The 18105-nt window shown below is 72.3% G+C and carries 17 protein-coding genes; 8 read left to right on the top strand and 9 right to left on the bottom strand.

What is annotated here, in order from left to right; translation table 11 throughout:
- Nucleotides 1–19: 19 nt before the first annotated feature.
- The 3 genes from AC1RNL_RS05125 to sufB are packed head-to-tail and all read right to left on the bottom strand — an operon-like array spanning nucleotide 20 to nucleotide 2981.
- On the bottom strand, nucleotides 20–349 hold the full coding sequence (locus AC1RNL_RS05125; RefSeq protein ID WP_146356100.1) for a non-heme iron oxygenase ferredoxin subunit: 330 nt from the start codon (nucleotides 347–349) through the stop codon (nucleotides 20–22).
- The gene (gene sufD, locus AC1RNL_RS05120; protein ID WP_492934616.1) at nucleotides 346–1563 is read right to left on the bottom strand and encodes a Fe-S cluster assembly protein SufD; all 1218 of its coding nucleotides are present in this window, start codon (nucleotides 1561–1563) and stop codon (nucleotides 346–348) included. The genes AC1RNL_RS05125 and sufD overlap by 4 nt, the downstream gene beginning before the upstream one ends.
- Nucleotides 1563–2981, bottom strand: coding sequence for a Fe-S cluster assembly protein SufB (gene sufB, locus AC1RNL_RS05115; RefSeq protein WP_492934615.1), 1419 nt, complete (start codon nucleotides 2979–2981; stop codon nucleotides 1563–1565). Before sufB ends, sufD begins: the two co-directional genes overlap by 1 nt.
- Before the next feature lie 186 nt (nucleotides 2982–3167).
- On the opposite strand from sufB, the gene AC1RNL_RS05110 reads away from it, so the two are divergent.
- Entirely contained in the window at nucleotides 3168–4070 is a 903-nt protein-coding gene (locus AC1RNL_RS05110) for a COX15/CtaA family protein (protein ID WP_492934614.1), read from the top strand.
- Complete coding sequence (locus AC1RNL_RS05105; protein WP_146356106.1) at nucleotides 4067–5038, top strand: Ppx/GppA phosphatase family protein; 972 nt, start codon at nucleotides 4067–4069, stop codon at nucleotides 5036–5038. Before AC1RNL_RS05110 ends, AC1RNL_RS05105 begins: the two co-directional genes overlap by 4 nt.
- Before the next feature lie 15 nt (nucleotides 5039–5053).
- Here AC1RNL_RS05105 and AC1RNL_RS05100 read toward each other — a convergent pair whose 3' ends face one another.
- Nucleotides 5054–6007, bottom strand: a complete 954-nt coding sequence (locus tag AC1RNL_RS05100; RefSeq protein ID WP_492934613.1) for a heme o synthase — start codon at nucleotides 6005–6007, stop codon at nucleotides 5054–5056.
- Between the two features lie 180 nt (nucleotides 6008–6187).
- On the opposite strand from AC1RNL_RS05100, the gene tkt reads away from it, so the two are divergent.
- The 6 genes from tkt to pgl all read left to right on the top strand — a co-directional run bounded on the left by tkt (nucleotide 6188) and on the right by pgl (nucleotide 14288).
- Nucleotides 6188–8302 carry a transketolase gene (tkt, locus tag AC1RNL_RS05095; protein WP_492934612.1) on the top strand — a complete coding sequence of 705 codons (2115 nt, stop codon included), beginning with the start codon at nucleotides 6188–6190 and terminating at the stop codon, nucleotides 8300–8302.
- 20 nt (nucleotides 8303–8322) lie between these two features.
- Nucleotides 8323–9438 (top strand): transaldolase, encoded by a 1116-nt coding sequence (tal, locus tag AC1RNL_RS05090; RefSeq protein WP_128189684.1) that lies wholly within the window; start codon nucleotides 8323–8325, stop codon nucleotides 9436–9438.
- Nucleotides 9435–11030: a glucose-6-phosphate isomerase gene (locus tag AC1RNL_RS05085; protein ID WP_492934611.1), complete on the top strand. Its 1596-nt coding sequence runs from the start codon at nucleotides 9435–9437 to the stop codon at nucleotides 11028–11030. The genes tal and AC1RNL_RS05085 overlap by 4 nt, the downstream gene beginning before the upstream one ends.
- Before the next feature lie 71 nt (nucleotides 11031–11101).
- Entirely contained in the window at nucleotides 11102–12646 is a 1545-nt protein-coding gene (gene zwf, locus AC1RNL_RS05080) for a glucose-6-phosphate dehydrogenase (RefSeq protein ID WP_246993537.1), read from the top strand.
- Nucleotides 12643–13581, top strand: a complete 939-nt coding sequence (locus tag AC1RNL_RS05075) for a glucose-6-phosphate dehydrogenase assembly protein OpcA (RefSeq protein WP_246991004.1) — start codon at nucleotides 12643–12645, stop codon at nucleotides 13579–13581. Before zwf ends, AC1RNL_RS05075 begins: the two co-directional genes overlap by 4 nt.
- Nucleotides 13578–14288 carry a 6-phosphogluconolactonase gene (pgl, locus tag AC1RNL_RS05070; protein WP_492934610.1) on the top strand — a complete coding sequence of 237 codons (711 nt, stop codon included), beginning with the start codon at nucleotides 13578–13580 and terminating at the stop codon, nucleotides 14286–14288. Before AC1RNL_RS05075 ends, pgl begins: the two co-directional genes overlap by 4 nt.
- A gap of 16 nt (nucleotides 14289–14304) precedes the next feature.
- On the opposite strand, the gene AC1RNL_RS05065 is transcribed toward pgl, so the two are convergent.
- The 5 genes from AC1RNL_RS05065 to gap all read right to left on the bottom strand — a co-directional run bounded on the left by AC1RNL_RS05065 (nucleotide 14305) and on the right by gap (nucleotide 18049).
- Entirely contained in the window at nucleotides 14305–14661 is a 357-nt protein-coding gene (locus AC1RNL_RS05065; protein WP_128189680.1) for an RNA polymerase-binding protein RbpA, read from the bottom strand.
- Complete coding sequence (gene secG / locus AC1RNL_RS05060; protein WP_128189698.1) at nucleotides 14661–14909, bottom strand: preprotein translocase subunit SecG; 249 nt, start codon at nucleotides 14907–14909, stop codon at nucleotides 14661–14663. The genes AC1RNL_RS05065 and secG overlap by 1 nt, the downstream gene beginning before the upstream one ends.
- Before the next feature lie 112 nt (nucleotides 14910–15021).
- On the bottom strand, nucleotides 15022–15816 hold the full coding sequence (tpiA, locus tag AC1RNL_RS05055) for a triose-phosphate isomerase (protein WP_128189679.1): 795 nt from the start codon (nucleotides 15814–15816) through the stop codon (nucleotides 15022–15024).
- Nucleotides 15817–15824: 8 nt separating this feature from the next.
- Nucleotides 15825–17036: a phosphoglycerate kinase gene (locus AC1RNL_RS05050; protein ID WP_492934609.1), complete on the bottom strand. Its 1212-nt coding sequence runs from the start codon at nucleotides 17034–17036 to the stop codon at nucleotides 15825–15827.
- A 5-nt stretch (nucleotides 17037–17041) separates the two neighbouring features.
- On the bottom strand, nucleotides 17042–18049 hold the full coding sequence (gap, locus tag AC1RNL_RS05045; protein WP_146356124.1) for a type I glyceraldehyde-3-phosphate dehydrogenase: 1008 nt from the start codon (nucleotides 18047–18049) through the stop codon (nucleotides 17042–17044).
- Nucleotides 18050–18105: the final 56 nt, after the last annotated feature.

Raw genomic sequence — 18105 nt, 5'->3', positions numbered from 1 at the left:
ACGCCGCGTCACAGCTGTGTCAGTCGTTGATCAGAGGGTTCTGCACGTCGACGAGCACGTCGTCGCCGTCGATCGTCACCGGGAACACCGGCACCGGCTCGAAGGCCGGCAGGTTCTTCGGCGTGCCCGTGCGCAGCTCGAACTGCGAGCCGTGCGCCCAGCACTCGATCGTGTCGCCCTCGACGAAGCCCTCCGACAGCGAGATCTCGCCGTGGGTGCAGGTGTCGCCGATCGCGTGGATGTCGCCGGCCGAGTCCTTGACGATCGCGACGGCGATGCCGTCGAGCTCGACCATCACGGCCGAGCTGACGGAGACGTCGTCGACGCCGCACGCGCGCTGCGCGGTCATGCCCCAGCCCTCGTCGCGGGCGCGAGGCCGGCGCCGCGGCGCAGCTCCTCGTCGATCGCCTCGGCGAGGCGCTCCTCGATCTCGGCCACGCCGATCTTCTGCACGATCTCCATGAGGAAGCCGATGACGACGAGGCGTCGCGCCTCCTCCTCCTCGATGCCGCGGGACTGCAGGTAGAACAGCTGCTCGTCGTCGAAGCGGCCGGTGGCCGACGCGTGGCCGGCTCCGGCGATGTCGCCCGTCTCGATCTCGAGGTTCGGGATGCTGTCGGCGCGCGTGCCGTCGGAGAGCACGAGGTTCTGGTTCTTCTCGTAGCTGTCGGTGCCGGTCGCGCCGGAGCCGATCAGCACGTCGCCGATCCAGACGGAGCGGGCGCCCGTGCCCTGCAGCGCGCCCTTGTAGAGCACGTCGCCGCGGGTCTCGACGCCCTCGTGGAAGAGGTAGACCTGGCTCTCGAGGTGCTGACCGGCGTCGGCGAACGACAGGCCGTAGAGCTCGCCCTCCGCGCGGTGCCCGGCGAGGCGCACCGAGGGGTTCACGCGCACGACGCCGCCGCCGAACGAGACCACCATGTGCTTGAGGTAGCCGCCGTCGGCGACGACCGCCTGGTGGGCCGACGCGTGCACGGCGTCGTCGTCCCAGTCCTGCACGCTGATGACGGTCAGCCGGGCACCGGCGCGCACGAGGATCTCGACGTTCTGCGCGTACCGGGCGCTGCCCGAGTGGTGCAGCACGACGGTGCCGATCGAGCCGGGCTGCGCCTCGATCACGATGTGCGCGTTCGCGTGCCGGTCGGCGCCGAGGCCGTGCAGGCGGGCGACGATCGGCTCGGCGACCTCCTGCCCCTCGGGCAGGAGGATGTGCAGCGCGTTCGCGCAGCGCTTCCAGGCGATCGCGCTCACGACGTCCTCGGGGCGGAAGATCTCTCCCCGCGGCGCCGCGTCGTGGCCGGTCGACTCGACGAGCAGGCCGCGCTCGGCGATGCCGTCGACGTCGTACGCGATGCCGGGCTCGTCGCCTGCCTCGGTCTCCTCGTCGACGAACAGCGGTGCGAGCCGGCGCACGTCGGAGAGCTTCCAGTTGACCTCTCGGCCCGTGGGCGCGCCGAAGTCGGCCGGGTCGAACGACGTCGGCCGCTCGGACCGGGTCTGGATGGGCCGGGCGGGCTCGGCCTCGGTGCGCAGGGCAGCGGGGGTCGTGTCAGTCGCGGTCATCAGCCGACGGATCCTTCCATGCTCATCTCGATGAGCTTGTTGAGCTCGAGCGCGTACTCCATCGGCAGCTCGCGGGCGATCGGCTCGATGAAGCCGCGGACGATCATGGCCATCGCCTCGTCCTCCGCCATGCCTCGCGACATGAGGTAGAACAGCTGCTCTTCGCTGACCTTCGAGACCGTCGCCTCGTGCCCGAGCACCACGTCGTCGACGCGGATGTCGATGGCCGGGTAGGTGTCGGAGCGCGAGATGGTGTCGACGAGCAGCGCGTCGCAGCGCACCGTGTTGGCGGAGTGGTGGGCGTTCGCGTCGACCCGCACCTCCCCGCGGTAGCCGGCACGGCCGCCGCCGCGGGCGATCGACTTCGAGACGATCGACGACGTCGTGTACGGCGCCATGTGGATCATCTTCGCGCCGGCGTCCTGGTGCTGGCCGGGGCCCGCGAAGGCCACCGACAGCGTCTCGCCCTTGGCGCGCTCGCCGACCAGGTAGATCGACGGGTACTTCATCGTCACCTTGGAGCCGATGTTGCCGTCGATCCACTCCATCGTCGCGCCCTCCTCGGCGATGGCGCGCTTCGTGACGAGGTTGTAGACGTTGTTCGACCAGTTCTGGATCGTCGTGTAGCGCACGCGCGCGTTCTTCTTCACGATGATCTCGACCACGGCCGAGTGCAGCGAGTCGGACGAGTAGATCGGGGCCGTGCAGCCCTCGATGTAGTGCACGTACGAGCCCTCGTCGGCGATGATGAGCGTGCGCTCGAACTGGCCCATGTTCTCGGTGTTGATCCGGAAGTAGGCCTGCAGCGGGATCTCGACGTGGACGCCCTTGGGCACGTAGACGAACGAGCCGCCCGACCACACCGCCGTGTTGAGCGCGGCGAACTTGTTGTCGCCGGCCGGGATCACGGTGCCGAAGTGCTCCTCGAAGAACTCCGGGTGCTCGCGCAGCGCCGTGTCGGTGTCCATGAAGATGACGCCCTGCGCCTCCAGCTCCTCCTGGATCTGGTGGTACACGACCTCCGACTCGTACTGCGCCGCGACGCCGGCGACGAGGCGCGAGCGCTCCGCCTCCGGGATGCCGAGGCGGTCGTAGGTGTTGCGGATGTCCTCGGGGAGGTCCTCCCAGGACTGCGCCTGGCGCTCCGTGGAGCGCACGAAGTACTTGATGTTGTCGAAGTCGATGCCGGAGATGTCGGCACCCCACGTCGGCATCGGCTTGCGCTCGAACAGCTGCAGCCCCTTGAGGCGGCGCTCGAGCATCCACTCGGACTCGCTCTTGAGCTCGGAGATCTCGCGGACCACCTGCTCGCTCAGCCCTCGCTTGGCGATGGCACCCGCCTCGTCGGAGTCGTGCCAGCCGAATTCGTACTGTCCCAGGCTCTCGAGCTCGGGCCGGTCGATCAGGACGTCGGACATCGCTCCCCCTTCCATCCGTCGTGTGCAACCCGGCGGTGCTCCTCGGCATTCCGCGCGACCACCCGAACCGCGGCGCTCGGCCATACTTGAAGGGCCTTCGCACATGCCTCGCCGCTGGAGCGGCGCAGGGGTTCGGAGCCGATGGGCTCCCCTCGATCCTATCGCGAACGGCATGAGAGGTGCATCTTGCTCGAGCGCTCCCGCGCCCTGGTCGTCGCTGCATGGGCCACCCTGGTCTCGCAGATCGTCATCGTCGGCACCGGCGGTGCCGTGCGCCTGACCGGATCCGGCCTCGGCTGCTCCGAGTGGCCAAACTGCACGCCGGAGTCCTTCACGCCCGTGCCCGAGCAGGGCATCCACGGCATCATCGAGTTCACGAACCGGGTGTGGGGCGGCATCGTCGTGCTGATCGCCGTCGTGATGCTCGTGCTCGCGGTGCGCAGCCGCGCCGGCCGCGCGCTCGTCGCGCTCGCCGCGCTCGTGCTGGGGCTGACCGTGACGCAGGCGCTCATCGGCGCGGTGGTGGTCTGGATGGCGCTGCGCCCCGACACCGTCGGCGTGCACTTCTTCCTCTCGGTCATCCTCGTGGCGCTCTCGGCGGTGCTCGTGTGGCGCGTCGTCGTCGGGGCGCCCGGACCGAGGGTGGCTCCCCGCTGGCAGTCGGCGCTCGTGCACGCGATGACCTTCGCGCTCGCGGTCGTGGTCTTCGTCGGCGTGCTCACGACCGGCTCGGGACCGCACGCGGGCGACGGCGGCGCGGCCCGCAACGGCCTCGACCCTGCGGTGATGCAGCACGTGCACGCGTGGCCCGGGTACGCGCTCCTCGCGCTCGTGCTCGCGGTCGTCGCGGTCGCGGCGAAGCGCGGGCCGCGCGCCCACCTGCGCTGGGCGGTCGCGCTCCTCGGCGTCATCCTCGTGCAGATCCTGGTGGGGGTCGTGCAGTCGAACCTCGGCCTGCCGATCCTGCTCGTCGGCATCCACATGGTGCTGTCGGTGATCGCGACCGCCATCGGCGCTGCCGTGGTGCTGTCGCTGCGGCCGCAGCCGGCGCGAGCGCTCCGCGAGCCGGTCGCGGCGGCCGCGGCATGAGCGGGCGTCCGGTCGACGGCGCGATCGGCGCCGTCGGGCACGGCGCGCGCCTCGGCGTGCTCGACATCGGCTCGAACACCGTGCACCTGCTGATCGTCGACGTGCGGCTCGGCGGGCGCCCGGTGCCGCAGCGCTCGCACAAGCTGACCCTGCGGCTCATGCGCTACCTCGACGAGGACGGGGCGATCAGCGACGAGGGCGTCGACGCGCTCGTCGCCGCGATCGGCGAGTGCGCCGAGATCGCCAGGAGCGAGCACCTCGACGACTTCGTCGTGATGGCCACGAGCGCGCTGCGCGAGGCCGCGAACGGCGAGGAGGTCGTGGCGCGGATCGAGCGCGAGGCCGACGTCTCGCTCGACATCCTCTCGGGCGCCGACGAGGCGCGGCTGACGTTCCTCGCGGTGCGCCGCTGGTTCGGCTGGTCGGCGGGGCGCATCCTGCTGCTCGACATCGGCGGCGGCTCGCTCGAGGTCGCGGTCGGCGACGACGAGGAGCCCGCGATCGCGCTGTCGGTGCCGCTCGGCGCGGGCCGGAGCACCGTCGGGTTCTTCCACGCCGACCCGCCCGCGATCGCCGATCAGCGCGCGCTGCGGCTCTACGCCAAGGCGGTGCTCGACGACGCGGTCGCGCAGGTGCGGCCCTACGGCAAGCCGGACCACGTGATCGGCTCGTCGAAGACCATCCGCTCGCTCGCCCGGCTCGCGGGCAACCTCATGCCGGGCGTCGGCGACGCCGATCGCGCCGTGCTCACGCGCGGCCAGCTCGACGACTGGGTGCCGCGGCTCGCGAAGATGGACGCGCGGTCGCGCGCGGCGCTGCCCGGCATCACCCCCGAGCGCACGTTCCAGATCGTCGCTGGCGGCATCGTGCTCTCCGAGGCGATGCGCGCGTTCGGCGTCAAGCAGCTCGACGTGAGCCCGTGGGCGCTGCGCGAGGGGCGGCTGCTGCAGATGCTCGACCGGGTGTAGCCCGGCCGGGCCGGCTCAGAACGGCAGCAGCGGGTCGACGCCGACCGCGAGGAAGATGAGCGTCAGGTAGGTGTTCGAGGCGTGGAACACCCGCATGGCGCGGATCTCGCGCGCGCCCGCGATCGCGCGGCCGTAGAGCGCGTGCGCCTCGCCGACGAACCAGGCGCCGGCGATCACCGCGACCGCGGCGTAGAGCAGCCCCATGCCCGCGACCGGGATGAGCAGCAGCGTGCACGCGAGCGACGCCCACGCGTAGAGGATGACCTGGATGCCGACCATCGGCCGGCCGCGGACGACGGCGAGCATCGGCACGTCGGCCGCCTCGTAGTCGTCGCGGTACTTCATCGACAGCGGCCAGTAGTGCGCGGGCGTCCAGAGGAACACGAGCGCGAAGAGGATCCAGGCGGGCCAGTCGAGCGAGCCCGTCACGCCGGCCCAGCCGATCACGACGGGGAAGCACCCGGCGATGCCGCCCCACACGATGTTCTGCTCGGTGCGGCGCTTCAGCAGCATCGTGTAGACGAGCACGTAGAAGGCGATCGCGGCGATCGCGAGGCCTGCGGCGAGCCAGTTGGCGAAGAAGCCCAGCACGAGCGTCGAGACGACCGCGAGGGTCCACGCGAACACGTGCGCCTCGGCGACCGAGAGCGCGCCGGTGACGAGCGGCCGCTGCTTCGTGCGGTGCATGACGCGGTCGATGTCGCGGTCGATGATCATGTTGAACGCGTTCGCGCTGCCAGCCGAGAGGAAGCCGCCGAGCAGGGTCGCGAGCAGCGCGCCGATCGGCGGCACGCCGCCGGCAGCCAGGAACATCGTCGGCAGCGCCGTCACGAGCAGCAGCTCGATCACGCGCGGCTTCGTGAGCGCGACGTAGGCCGACGCCTTGCGGGCGAGCCGCGAGCGGCCGCCCTCCCCCGTCGCCGCCTCCGCCGCGGGCGCCGACACGCTGTGCGAGGTGGCGTTCGACATGCGGCTGCTTCCGTTCCGGAGAGTGGGGGCGCGGCCCCGAGGGCCGACCACCATCCTATCCGACGCACGGCGTCATGGTGCGGGAGCCGACCCGGGCGCGGATGTGCCTGCTCACTATGCTGGACGGGTCGCATCCGTCCGCACCGCAGCGGCTCCGCGCCGCCCGAACAAGGAGCCTCATTGGCATTCGCATGGACCCCCACCGACCAGCAGGCCGTGGACACGGCTCGAGTGCTCGCGGCTGACGCCGTCGAGAAGGTCGGCAACGGCCACCCCGGCACGGCGATGAGCCTCGCGCCCGTCGCGCACCTGCTCTTCCAGAAGGTCATGGACCGCGACCCGGCGGACGAGCGCTGGCTCGGCCGCGACCGCTTCATCCTCTCCGTCGGCCACTCGTCGCTGACGCAGTACATCCAGCTCTACCTGACGGGCTCGGGCCTCGAGAAGCACGACATCGAGTCGCTCCGCACGTGGGGCTCCCTCACGCCGGGCCACCCCGAGTACGGGCACACGAAGGGCGTCGAGATCACCACCGGCCCGCTCGGCCAGGGCCTCGCCTCGGCCGTGGGCTTCGCCTACGCGCAGCGCTTCGAGCGCGAGCTGCTCGACCCGGGCACGCCCGAGGGCGAGAGCCCGTTCGACCACTACACCTACGTGATCGCCGGCGACGGCGACCTGCAGGAGGGCGTCACGAGCGAGGCTGGCTCGCTCGCGGGCCACCACCAGCTCGGCCGCCTGATCGCGATCTACGACTCCAACGCCATCTCGATCGAGGACGACGTCGACATCGCCTTCACCGAGGACGTCAAGGGCCGCTACGAGGCCTATGGCTGGCAGGTGCTCGAGGTCTCGTGGCGCCAGGGCGACGACCCCACCTCGGCCGAGTACGTCGAGGACGTCGAGGCGCTGCACGCGGCGATCCTCGAGGCGCAGGGCGAGACCGCCAAGCCCAGCCTCATCATCCTGAAGACGATCATCGGCTGGCCGGCGCCCAAGAAGCAGGGCACGGGCAAGATCCACGGCTCCAAGCTCGGCGCCGAGGAGGTCGCGGCCGTCAAGGAGGTGCTCGGCTTCGACCCTGAGCAGTCGTTCCAGGTCGACGACGCGGTCATCGAGTACACGCGCGGCAACGCCGCGGAGCGCGCCGCCGCGGCGCGCGGTGCGTGGCAGGAGCGCTTCGACGCGTGGGCGAGCGCGCACCCCGAGCGCAAGGCGCTGCTCGACCGGCTGCTCTCGGGCGCGCTGCCCGACGGCGTCGAGGAGGCCCTCCCCGTGTTCGAGGCCGGCACCGAGGTGTCGACCCGCGCCGCGTCCGGCAAGGTGCTGAACGCGCTCGCCGACGTGATCCCCGAGCTCTGGGGCGGCTCGGCCGATCTCGCCGAGTCGAACAACACCACGCTCGAGGGCAAGGGCTCGTTCGCGCCGGCGCAGCACGCGACCGACGCGTGGCCCAACGCCTCCGCGAGCGGCCGCACGATGCACTTCGGCATCCGCGAGCACGCGATGGCGTCGATCCTGAACGGCATCGTGCTGCACGGCCCGACCCGGCCCTACGGCGGCACCTTCCTCATCTTCAGCGACTACCAGCGCCCGGCGCTGCGCCTGGCCGCGCTCATGGGCGTGCATCCCATCCACGTCTGGACGCACGACTCGGTGGCGCTCGGCGAGGACGGCCCGACGCACCAGCCGATCGAGCAGCTCGCGACGCTCCGCGCGATCCCGGGCTTCGAGGTCGTGCGCCCCTCCGACGCGAACGAGACCGCGTGGGCGTGGAAGACGATCCTCGAGCGCCGCGACCGCCCGGTCGGCATCGCGCTCACGCGCCAGAACCTGCCCGTGCTCGAGCGCGGCGACGGCGCGGCAGAGGGCGACACGCTCGCCCACGCGTCGAATGTCGCGAAGGGCGCGTACGTGCTCGCCGAGGCGACCGGCGGCGAGCCGCAGGTGCTGCTCATCGCGACCGGCTCCGAGGTGCAGCTCGCGCTCGCCGCGCGCGAGCAGCTGCAGGCCGACGGCGTGCCCGCCCGGGTCGTCGCCGCGCCGTCGCTCGAGTGGTTCGCCGAGCAGTCGGCCGAGTACCGCGAGTCGGTGCTGCCGTCCGCGGTGCGCGCCCGGGTGTCGGTCGAGGCCGGCTCCGCCCTCACGTGGCACGGCATCGTCGGCGACGCCGGCCGCACGGTCGCGATCGACCACTTCGGCGCGAGCGCCGACTGGCAGACCCTGTTCCGCGAGTTCGGCTTCACGGCGGAGGCCGTGGTCGAGGCCGCTCGCGCATCCATCGACGCAGCCCGCTGAGCGGGCGAGGAGGCACACCCATGAACGAGAACACCAAGGCGCTCAGCGACGCTGGCGTCAGCATCTGGCTCGACGACCTCTCGAGCGAGCGGCTCACGAGCGGCTCGCTCGCGGCGCTCATCGAGGAGCGCAACGTCGTCGGCGTCACGACCAACCCGACGATCTTCGCCAACGCGATCGCCGCCGGCGACAGCTACGAGGCCGCGGTCGTCGAGCAGGCCGGCCGCGGCGCCGGCGTCGACGAGGTCATCACGGCGCTCACCACGAAGGACGTGGCCGACGCGTGCGACCTGTTCGCCCCCGTCTACGAGGCGACGGGCGGCCGCGACGGCCGCGTGTCGATCGAGGTGGAGCCCGGGCTCGCCCGCGACACCGAGGGCACGATCGCCCAGGCGAAGCAGCTCCACGAGCGGGTCGGGCGCGAGAACGTGCTCATCAAGATCCCGGCGACCCGCGAGGGTCTCGAGGCGATCGCCGCGACGATCGGCGCGGGCATCAGCGTCAACGTCACGCTGATCTTCTCGCTCGACCGCTACCGCGACGTCATGAACGCCTACCTCACGGGCCTCGAGCGCGCCCAGCAGGCGGGCCACGACCTGTCGAGGATCCACTCGGTCGCGTCGTTCTTCGTCTCGCGCGTCGACACCGAGATCGACAAGCGCCTCGACGCGATCGGCACCGAGGAGGCCGCCGCGCTCAAGGGCAAGGCGGGCCTCGCCAACGCGCGCCTCGCCTACCGCGCGTGGCAGGAGACGTTCGCGACCGAGCGCGCGCTCACGCTGCTCGAGGCGGGCGCCAACACGCAGCGGCCGCTGTGGGCCTCGACGGGCGTCAAGGACCCGTCGCTGCCCGACACGCTCTACGTGACCGAGCTCGTCGCCCCGCAGACGGTGAACACCATGCCCGAGAAGACGCTCGAGGCGCTCGCCGACCACGGCACGATCACGGGCGACACCGTGACGGGCCGCGCCGACGAGTCGAGCGCGCTGCTCGACGAGCTCGAGCGGGTCGGCGTCTCGTACGTCGAGGTCGTCGAGCTGCTCGAGACCGAGGGGCTCGAGAAGTTCGACGCCTCGTGGGCCGAGCTCGTCCAGACCGTGCAGGGCCACCTCGACCAGGCGGGAGCGGGGCGATGACCTTCACGATCACCGCCTCGGGCGCCGCGCTCGAGGCCATCGAGCGCATCGTGCCGCAGCTCGTCGTCGACGGCGTGGCCGGCCGCCTCGTCTCGGGCGACGCCACGCTCTGGGGCGAGGCCGCCGAGCCCGAGGCGTCGATCCGGCTCGGATGGGTCGAGGCCGCCGCGTCGACACGCGGGCTCGTCGACGACATCGAGGCGCTCTGCAAGCAGCTGCGCCAGCACGGCGTCGACCGCATCGCGCTCGCCGGCATGGGCGGCTCGTCGCTCGCGCCGGAGGTCATCACGCGCACCGCGGGCGTCAACCTCACCGTGCTCGACTCCACGGAGCCCGGCCAGGTGCGTCGCGCGCTCCGCGACGGCCTGCAGCGCACCGCGCTCGTCGTGTCGTCGAAGTCGGGCTCGACGCTCGAGACCGACAGCCAGCGGCGGGCGTTCGAGGCCGCGTACCGCGACGCCGGGATCGACCCGACCGAGCGCATCATCGTGGTCACCGACCCCGGCTCCCCGCTCGACCAGGACGCCCGGCGCGCCGGCTACCGGGTCTTCAACGCCGACCCGAACGTCGGCGGCCGCTACTCGGCGCTCACGGCCTTCGGCATCGTGCCGTCGGGGCTCGCGGGCGTCGACGTGCGCGAGCTGCTCGACGAGGCCGTGGCGGCCCTGCCCGAGATCAGCGAGGACGCCGACGACAACCCCGGCCTGATGCTCGCGGCGGCGATCGCGGGCACCCGGCCGCTGCGCGACAAGCTCGGCATCGTCGCCGACGGCACGCACATCGTGGGCCTCGGCGACTGGGCCGAGCAGCTCATCGCCGAGTCGACCGGCAAGGACGGCGTGGGCATCCTGCCCGTCGTGCTCGAGAAGTCGGCACCCGAGCTCTCGGCCGACCTGCCCGACCTGCAGGTCGTGCGCCTCGTCGGCTCCGCCCGCGAGGCGAGCCACGTGGAGCACGGCGAGGTCGAGGTCGCCGGCACGCTCGGCGCGCAGCTGCTCGTGTGGGAGTTCGCGACCGCGGTCGCCGGGCGCCTGCTCGGCATCAACCCCTTCGACCAGCCCGACGTCGAGTCGGCGAAGGTCGCCGCCCGCGGCCTGCTCGACGCGCTCGAGCCGCAGCGCCCCGCCGACGTCGTCGACGCGGGCATCGAGGTGCGCGGCACCGCGGGCGTCGTGCGCGACTCCCTCGAGGCATCCGTCGACGCGCTGCTCGCGCAGCTCGGCGAGGGCGGCTACGTCGCGGTGCACGCCTACCTCGACCGCATCGGCCAGCCGCGCTTCGAGCGGCTCCGCGCTGCCCTCGCGGCGCGCACGGGGCGCCCGGTCACCTTCGGGTGGGGGCCGCGCTTCCTGCACTCGACCGGCCAGTACCACAAGGGCGGCACGCCGAACGGCGTCTTCCTGCAGCTGCTCGGCCAGCCGCACGAGGACCTCGACATCCCCGGCAGGCCCTTCACGTTCGGCCAGCTGCTGCAGGCGCAGGCCTCCGGCGACGCGAGCGTGCTCGCCGAGCACGGCCGGCCCGTGCTGTCGCTCACGCTCAGCGACCTCGACGAGGGGCTCGACCGGCTCCTCGCCCTGGCAGGCCGATGACGGACACCGAGGTCGGGGCCGCGCACGCGGCCCCGACCGGCGTCGGCCCGGCAGTCGGCGCCGGCGGCGCGGTGCAGCCGGTGCCGATCGGTCCCGGCGCCAACCCGCTGCGCGACCCGTCCGACCAGCGCCTCACGCGCATCCCCGGGCCGAACGCGATGACGTTCTTCGGCGTCACCGGCGACCTCGCGCGGAAGAAGCTGCTGCCCGCCGTCTACGACCTCGCCAACCGCGGCCTGCTGCCGCCCGGCTTCGGGCTCGTGGGCTTCGGCCGCCGCGACTGGACGCACGAGCAGTTCGCCGACGTCGTCCGCGAGGCCGTGCAGCAGCACGCGCGCACCGCGTTCCGCGAGTCGGTCTGGCGCCAGCTCTCCGAGGGCATCCGCTTCGTGCAGGGCGACTTCGACGACGACGCGGCCTTCGACCGGCTTGCCGAGGTGCTCGACGAGCTCGACCGCACGCGCGGCACCATGGGCAACCACGCCTTCTACCTCTCGATCCCGCCGAACGCCTTCCCGCTCGTCACGCAGCAGCTGAAGCGCTCCGGCCTCGCCGAGGACGACGGCGACCGCTGGCGCCGCGTCGTCATCGAGAAGCCCTTCGGGCACGACCTCGCCTCCGCGCGCGAGCTGAACGCCGTCGTCGAGTCGGTGTTCCCGCCCGACAGCGTCTTCCGCATCGACCACTACCTCGGCAAGGAGACGGTGCAGAACATCCTCGCGCTGCGCTTCGCCAACGCGCTGTGGGAGCCGATCTGGAACGCCAACCACATCGACCACGTGCAGATCACGATGGCCGAGGACATCGGCGTCGGCGGCCGCGCCGGCTACTACGACGGCATCGGCGCCGCGCGCGACGTCATCCAGAACCACCTGCTCCAGCTGTTCGCGCTCACCGCCATGGAGGAGCCGGTCTCGTTCGACGCCGCCGACCTGCGGGTCGAGAAGGAGAAGGTGCTGCGCGCCGCGCGCGTGCCGCTCCCCCTCGACGAGTCGACCGCACGCGGCCAGTACGCCGCCGGCTGGCACGGCGGGGCGCTCGTGAAGGGCTTCCTCGAGGAGGAGGGCATGCGCCCCGACTCCGGCACCGAGACCTATGCGGCCGTGCGGCTCGAGGTCGACACGCGCCGCTGGGCGGGCGTGCCCTTCTACCTGCGCGCCGGCAAGCGGCTCGGCCGCCGCGTCACCGAGATCGCGATCGTCTTCAAGCGCGCCTCGCAGTACCTCTTCGACGCATCCGACATGCGCACGATGAGCGAGAACGCGCTCGTCATCCGCGTGCAGCCGGACGAGGGCGTCTCGATGCGCTTCGGCTCGAAGGTGCCGGGCCCCGGCATGCACGTGCGCGACGTGACGATGGACTTCGGCTACGGGCACGCGTTCACCGAGGAGAGCCCCGAGGCGTACGAGCGGCTCATCCTCGACGTGCTGCTCGGCGACCCGCCCCTGTTCCCCCGCCACGAGGAGGTCGAGCTCTCCTGGAAGATCCTCGACCCGATCGAGGAGCACTGGGAGGCGCAGGGCGGCCCCGTGGAGCAGTACCAGCCGGGCTCGTGGGGCCCGCGCAGCGCGCACGAGCTCCTCGCGCGCGACGGACGGCACTGGAGGCGACCGTGATCATCCGACTCTCCCGCACGAACACCGCAGAGGTGCAGCGACGGATGCTCGAGATCCGCGATGAGGGCGGCGTGGTCGCGCTCGGGCGCGTGCTGACGCTCGTCATCCACACGCAGATCGGGGGCGAGGAGGAGGCGATCCGCGCCGCCAACGCCGCCTCCCGCGAGCACCCGATGCGCGTCATCGTCGTCTCGCGGAACCCCGACCACGTCAATGCCGGCGAGGAGCCGCGCCTCGACGCCGAGCTGCGCGTGGGCGCCGACGCCGGCGCGAGCGAGGTCGTGCTGCTGCAGTGCTACGGCGAGCTCGGCTCGCACCTGCTCGGCATCGTGCAGGGCCTGCTGCTGCCCGACGCGCCCGTGGTCGCGTGGTGGCCGAGCTTCATGCCCGAGACGCCCTCCGCCGCGCAGCTCGGCCAGATCTCGCAGCGCCGCATCACCGACTCCGGCAGGCAGGCGGACCCGCACGCGGCGATCCTGTCGCTCGCCGGCTGCTACACGCCCGGCGACACCGACCTCGCGTGGACGCGGCTGACGAACTGGCGCGCGCATCTCGCGGCGCTGCTCGACCAGCCGCCCTTCGAGCCGGTGCACGGCGGCCGCGTCTCGGGCGACCTCGGCAACCCGAGCGTGCACCTCATGGCCGCGTGGCTGCACCTGCGCCTCGGCGTGCCGATCGAGAAGGTCGAGGCGGGCGAGACCCCCACCGGCTCGAGCGGCCTGCACGCGGTCGAGCTGCAGCGCGACAGCGGCGACTCGTCGCTCACGCGCCTGCGCGACTCGGTGGGCGTGCTGCGCCAGCCCGGGCAGCCCGAGCACCACGTCGCGCTCTCGACCCGCGGGCTCGAGGACCAGCTCGCGGAGGAGCTCCGCAAGCTCGCGCCCGACGACATGTACCGCCAGGTGCTGCTGTCGACGCTGGAGCACGCGGCATGAGCGTCGTCGTGCACGAGGGCCGCGCCGCGCTCGTCGGGGCCACCGCCGACCGCCTCGTCGCGCTCCTGGCCGAGCTCGTCGAGGCCCGGGGGCGCGCGACCGTCGCGCTCACCGGCGGCAGCGTCGGCATCGAGCTGCTCGCGGCGCTCGTCGACCGCGAGGTCGACTGGTCGCGCGTGCACCTGACGTGGAGCGACGAGCGGTTCGTCGCCGCCGACTCCCCCGACCGCAACGCGCGGCAGGCGCGCGAGGCGCTGCTCGACCGCGTGCCGATCCCCGCGGGCAACGTGCACGAGCTGCCCGCGGCGGGCTCCGCGTCCCTCGACGAGGCCGCCGAGGCGGCGACGGCGATGCTGGCCGAGCTCGGCACCGTCGACCTGACGCTGCTGGGCATGGGCCCGGATGCGCATGTCGCGTCGCTCTTCCCCGGCCTGCCGGGCGTGGCGGAGCCGGGCACCGGCGTGATCGCGGTGCGCGACTCCCCCAAGCCCCCGCCCGAGCGGCTGAGCTTCACGGTCGGCGCGATCGGCGCATCCGATCGCGTCTGGCTCGTCGTCGCGGGCGCCGACAAGGCCGAGGCGGTCGCGCTCGCGCGGTCGGGCGCCTCGCCCGACGCCGCTCCGGCGGCCGCGGCGCACGGCCGGGTCGAGACGCTCTGGCTGCTCGACGAGGAAGCGGCCGCCCTGCTGGAGCAAGACGGCCGCTAGGCGAGGCGGTCGCGGATCAGCCGCGGCCTTCCGCGGAGCGCAGCTTCTGCAGCGCCTCGTCGAGCAGCTGCACGGCCTCCTCGGGCGTGCGGCGCTCCTTCACGTAGGCGAGGTGCGTCTTGTACGGCTCGTTCTTCGAGAGCTGCGGCGGGTGCTCCTTGTCGCGGCCGGCGGGCAGGCCCGTCGACGGCGAGTCGATCACCTCGGGGATCTCGTCCTCGGGCAGGTCGGCCGCGAAGTAGCGGACCGTCTCGTTGCCCATCGCGTCCCAGTACGAGACCGCCACGCGCTCGGCGTGGAAGCCGCGGTCCTGCTCGCCCATGGGGCCCGCGCCGACGCGCGAGCCGCGGATCGCGCTGCCACCGGAGGCCATCAGATGCCCGCGATCTTGGTGATGAGGCCGAGCACCACGATCGACGCGAGCCAGGCGAGGCTGACCACGACGGTGATGGTGTTGAGGTTGCGCTCCGCGACGCCCGACGAGCCGAGCGACGAGCCGACGCCGCCGCCGAACATGTCGGACAGGCCGCCTCCGCGGCCCTTGTGCAGCAGGATGAACAGCGTCAGCAGCACAGACGTGATGCCGAGGATCACCTGCATGATGATCTGGAGAATCTCCACTAGCCCTCTTTCCGAATCCTCGACCGAGGTCGATGCCGTGGCGCAGGCCACGGGAAGTCCAACGAGCATCCTACCGCAGGGATTCCCGGCGGCCGGGTGCTGCGGCGGCGGCTCAGGTGCCGACGTGGTGCTGGAAGCGGCTGATGGCCGCGAACTCCGCCGCGTCGAGGCTCGCCCCGCCGACGAGCGCGCCGTCGATGTCGGGCTCGCGCATGAAGCCGGCGATGTTGCCCGACTTCACGCTGCCCCCGTAGAGGATGCGGGTCGCCGCCGCCGCCTCGTCGCCGCGCACCTCGGCGAGCGCCTGGCGCAGCGCCTGGCACACCTGCTGCGCCTGGTCGGCCGTGGCCGCCTGGCCCGAGCCGATCGCCCAGACGGGCTCGTACGCGACGACGATCTCGCCGGCCGCGGGCAGCTCGGCGAGCACGTCGCGCAGCTGCTGCACGGGCACCGCCGACGCGCCGTGCTGCTCGAGGTCCTCAGCCGTCTCGCCGACGCAGATGACCGGCGTGACGCCGTGGCGGAGCGCCGCGGCGGCCTTGCGGCCGACGATCGCGTCGGTCTCGCCGTGGTCCTGGCGGCGCTCGGAGTGGCCGACGATCGCGTAGGCGCAGTCGAGCTTCGCGAGCATCGCGGCCGACACCTCGCCCGTGTGGGCGCCCGCGTCGTGCTCCGAGACGTCCTGGGCGCCGTGCCGCAGCTCGAAGCGCTCGGCCGAGATGAGCGTCTGCACGCTGCGCAGGTCGGTGAAGGGCGGGAAGACCGCCACCTCGACCGCCGCGTGGTCGTGCTTCGCGTCCTGCAGCGTCCAGGCGAGCTTCTGCACGAGCGCGATCGCCTGCAGGTGGTCCTGGTGCATCTTCCAGTTGCCCGCGATCAGCGGGGTGCGGCTCGTGGTCATGGCCATTCCTCTCGTCACCAGCCCAGTGCTTCCAGGCCCGGCAGCCGTGCGCCCTCGAGGAACTCGAGGCTCGCGCCGCCGCCGGTGGAGATGTGCACGAAGTCGTCGTCGGCGAAGCCGAGCTGGCGCACCGCGGCGGCGGAGTCGCCGCCGCCGACGACCGCGAGGCCGTCCACCTCGGTGAGCGCCTGGGCGACGGCCTTCGTGCCGGCCGCGAACGCCTCCATCTCGAACACGCCCATCGGGCCGTTCCAGAAGACGGTGCGCGCACCGCGGATGGCGTCGGCGAACGCCGCGGCGGAGTCGGGCCCGATGTCGAGCCCGATGCCCGAGGCACCGAAGCGGGACTGCTCGATCGCGTCGGACGCGACGGTCTCGTGCGCCGCGTCGGCGGCGAAGGACTCGGCGACGACGACGTCGGTCGGCAGCAGCAGCTCGACCCCCAGCTCCTCGGCCTGCGCGATGTAGCCGCGCACGCGCTCGAGCTGCTCCTCCTCGAGGAGGCTCGCGGCGACGCCGTGGCCCTGCGCGGCGAGGAACGTGAAGAGCATCCCGCCGCCGATGAGCAGGCGGTCGACGCGCGGCAGCAGGTGCTCGATGACGCCGAGCTTGTCGCTCACCTTCGAGCCGCCGAGCACGACCGCGTACGGCCGCTCGGGCGACTCGGTCAGGCGCGAGAGCACGTCGAGCTCGCGCTCGACGAGCAGGCCGGCGGCGCTCGGGAGCGCCTGGGCGAGCTCGAAGACGCTCGCCTGCTCGCGGTGCACGACGCCGAAGCCGTCGGAGACGAACGCGTCGGCCCCGGTCGCGAGCTCGGCGGCGAGGGCCGCGCGCTCGGCGGCGTCCTTGCTGGTCTCCCGTGGGTCGAAGCGCAGGTTCTCGAGCAGCGCGAGCTGCCCGTCCTGCAGGGCGATCCGCACGCGCTGCGCATCCTCGCCCACCGTGTCGGCGGCGAAGGCGACCGGCGAGCCGAGCAGCTCCTCCAGCCGCCGCGCCACCGGCGCGAGCGAGTACTTCGCCTCCGGCGCGCCCTTCGGGCGGCCGAGGTGCGAGATCGCCACGACCCTCGCGCCCTGCTCGAGCAGGGTGCGGAGGGTCGGCAGCGATGCGACGATGCGCCCCTCGTCGGTGATCTCGCCGTCCTGCAGCGGCACGTTGAAGTCGCACCGGATGAGGACGGTCCTGCCGGCGAGGTCGCCGAGGGTGTCGAGCGTGCGGATCGCCATGCGGATCAGAGCTTCGAGCCCACGTGCTCGGCGAGGTCGACGAGGCGGCAGGAGTAGCCCCACTCGTTGTCGTACCACGACGAGATCTTGACCTGGTCGCCCATCACCTTGGTGAGGCCGGAGTCGAAGATCGACGAGAACGGGTTGCCGACGATGTCGCTCGAGACGATCTCGTCCTCGGTGTACTGCAGGTAGCCCTTGAGCGGGCCCGACTCGGCGGCGGCCTTGTAGGCGGCGTTGATCTCGTCGACGGTGAGGCCGTCGCGGGTCTGCACCGTCAGGTCGGTGATCGAGCCGGTCGGCGTCGGCACGCGCAGCGCGTAGCCGTCGAGCAGGCCGTTGAGCTCCGGCAGCACGAGGCCGATGGCCTTCGCGGCGCCGGTCGAGGTCGGGATGATCGAGAGCGCTGCAGCGCGGGCGCGGCGCAGGTCGCTGTGCGGGCCGTCCTGGAGGTTCTGGTCGGCCGTGTAGGCGTGCACCGTCGTCATGAGGCCGCGCTCGATGCCGAAGGACTCGTGGAAGACCTTCGCGAGCGGCGCGAGGCAGTTCGTCGTGCACGACGCGTTCGAGATGACGTGGTCGTTCTCGGGGTCGTACTGCTCGTGGTTGACGCCCATCACGAACGTGGGCGCGGGGCCCTTCGCGGGAGCGGAGAGGATGACCTTCTTCGCACCGGCCGTCAGGTGCGCGGAGGCCTCCTCGACCTTCGTGAAGCGGCCGGTCGACTCGATGACGACGTCGACGTCGAGCTCGCCCCAGGGCAGCTTCGACGGGTCCTTCTCGGCGAAGGCGCGGAAGTCGTCGTCGCCGACGCGGATGTGGCTCTCGTCGAAGCTCACCGGCGCGTCGATCGGCCCGGAGACCGAGTCGTACTTCAGCAGGTGGGCGAGGGTCTTGTTGTCGGTCAGATCGTTGACCGCGACGACGTCGATGTCAGCGCCCTGGGCAAGCGCTGCACGGACGAAGTTGCGGCCGATCCGGCCGAAGCCGTTGATGGCGACCTTCAGAGTCATGGGATGGGTTTCCTGACTGTCGGGGTGGAGAAGAGGCCCCGGGCGACGTGCCCGGG

Source organism: Agrococcus sp. GW821-FHT14H11 (assembly GCF_058803545.1).
Note: the sequence above shows the minus strand (reverse complement) of the source record. Positions and strands in the feature narration are given on the sequence as shown.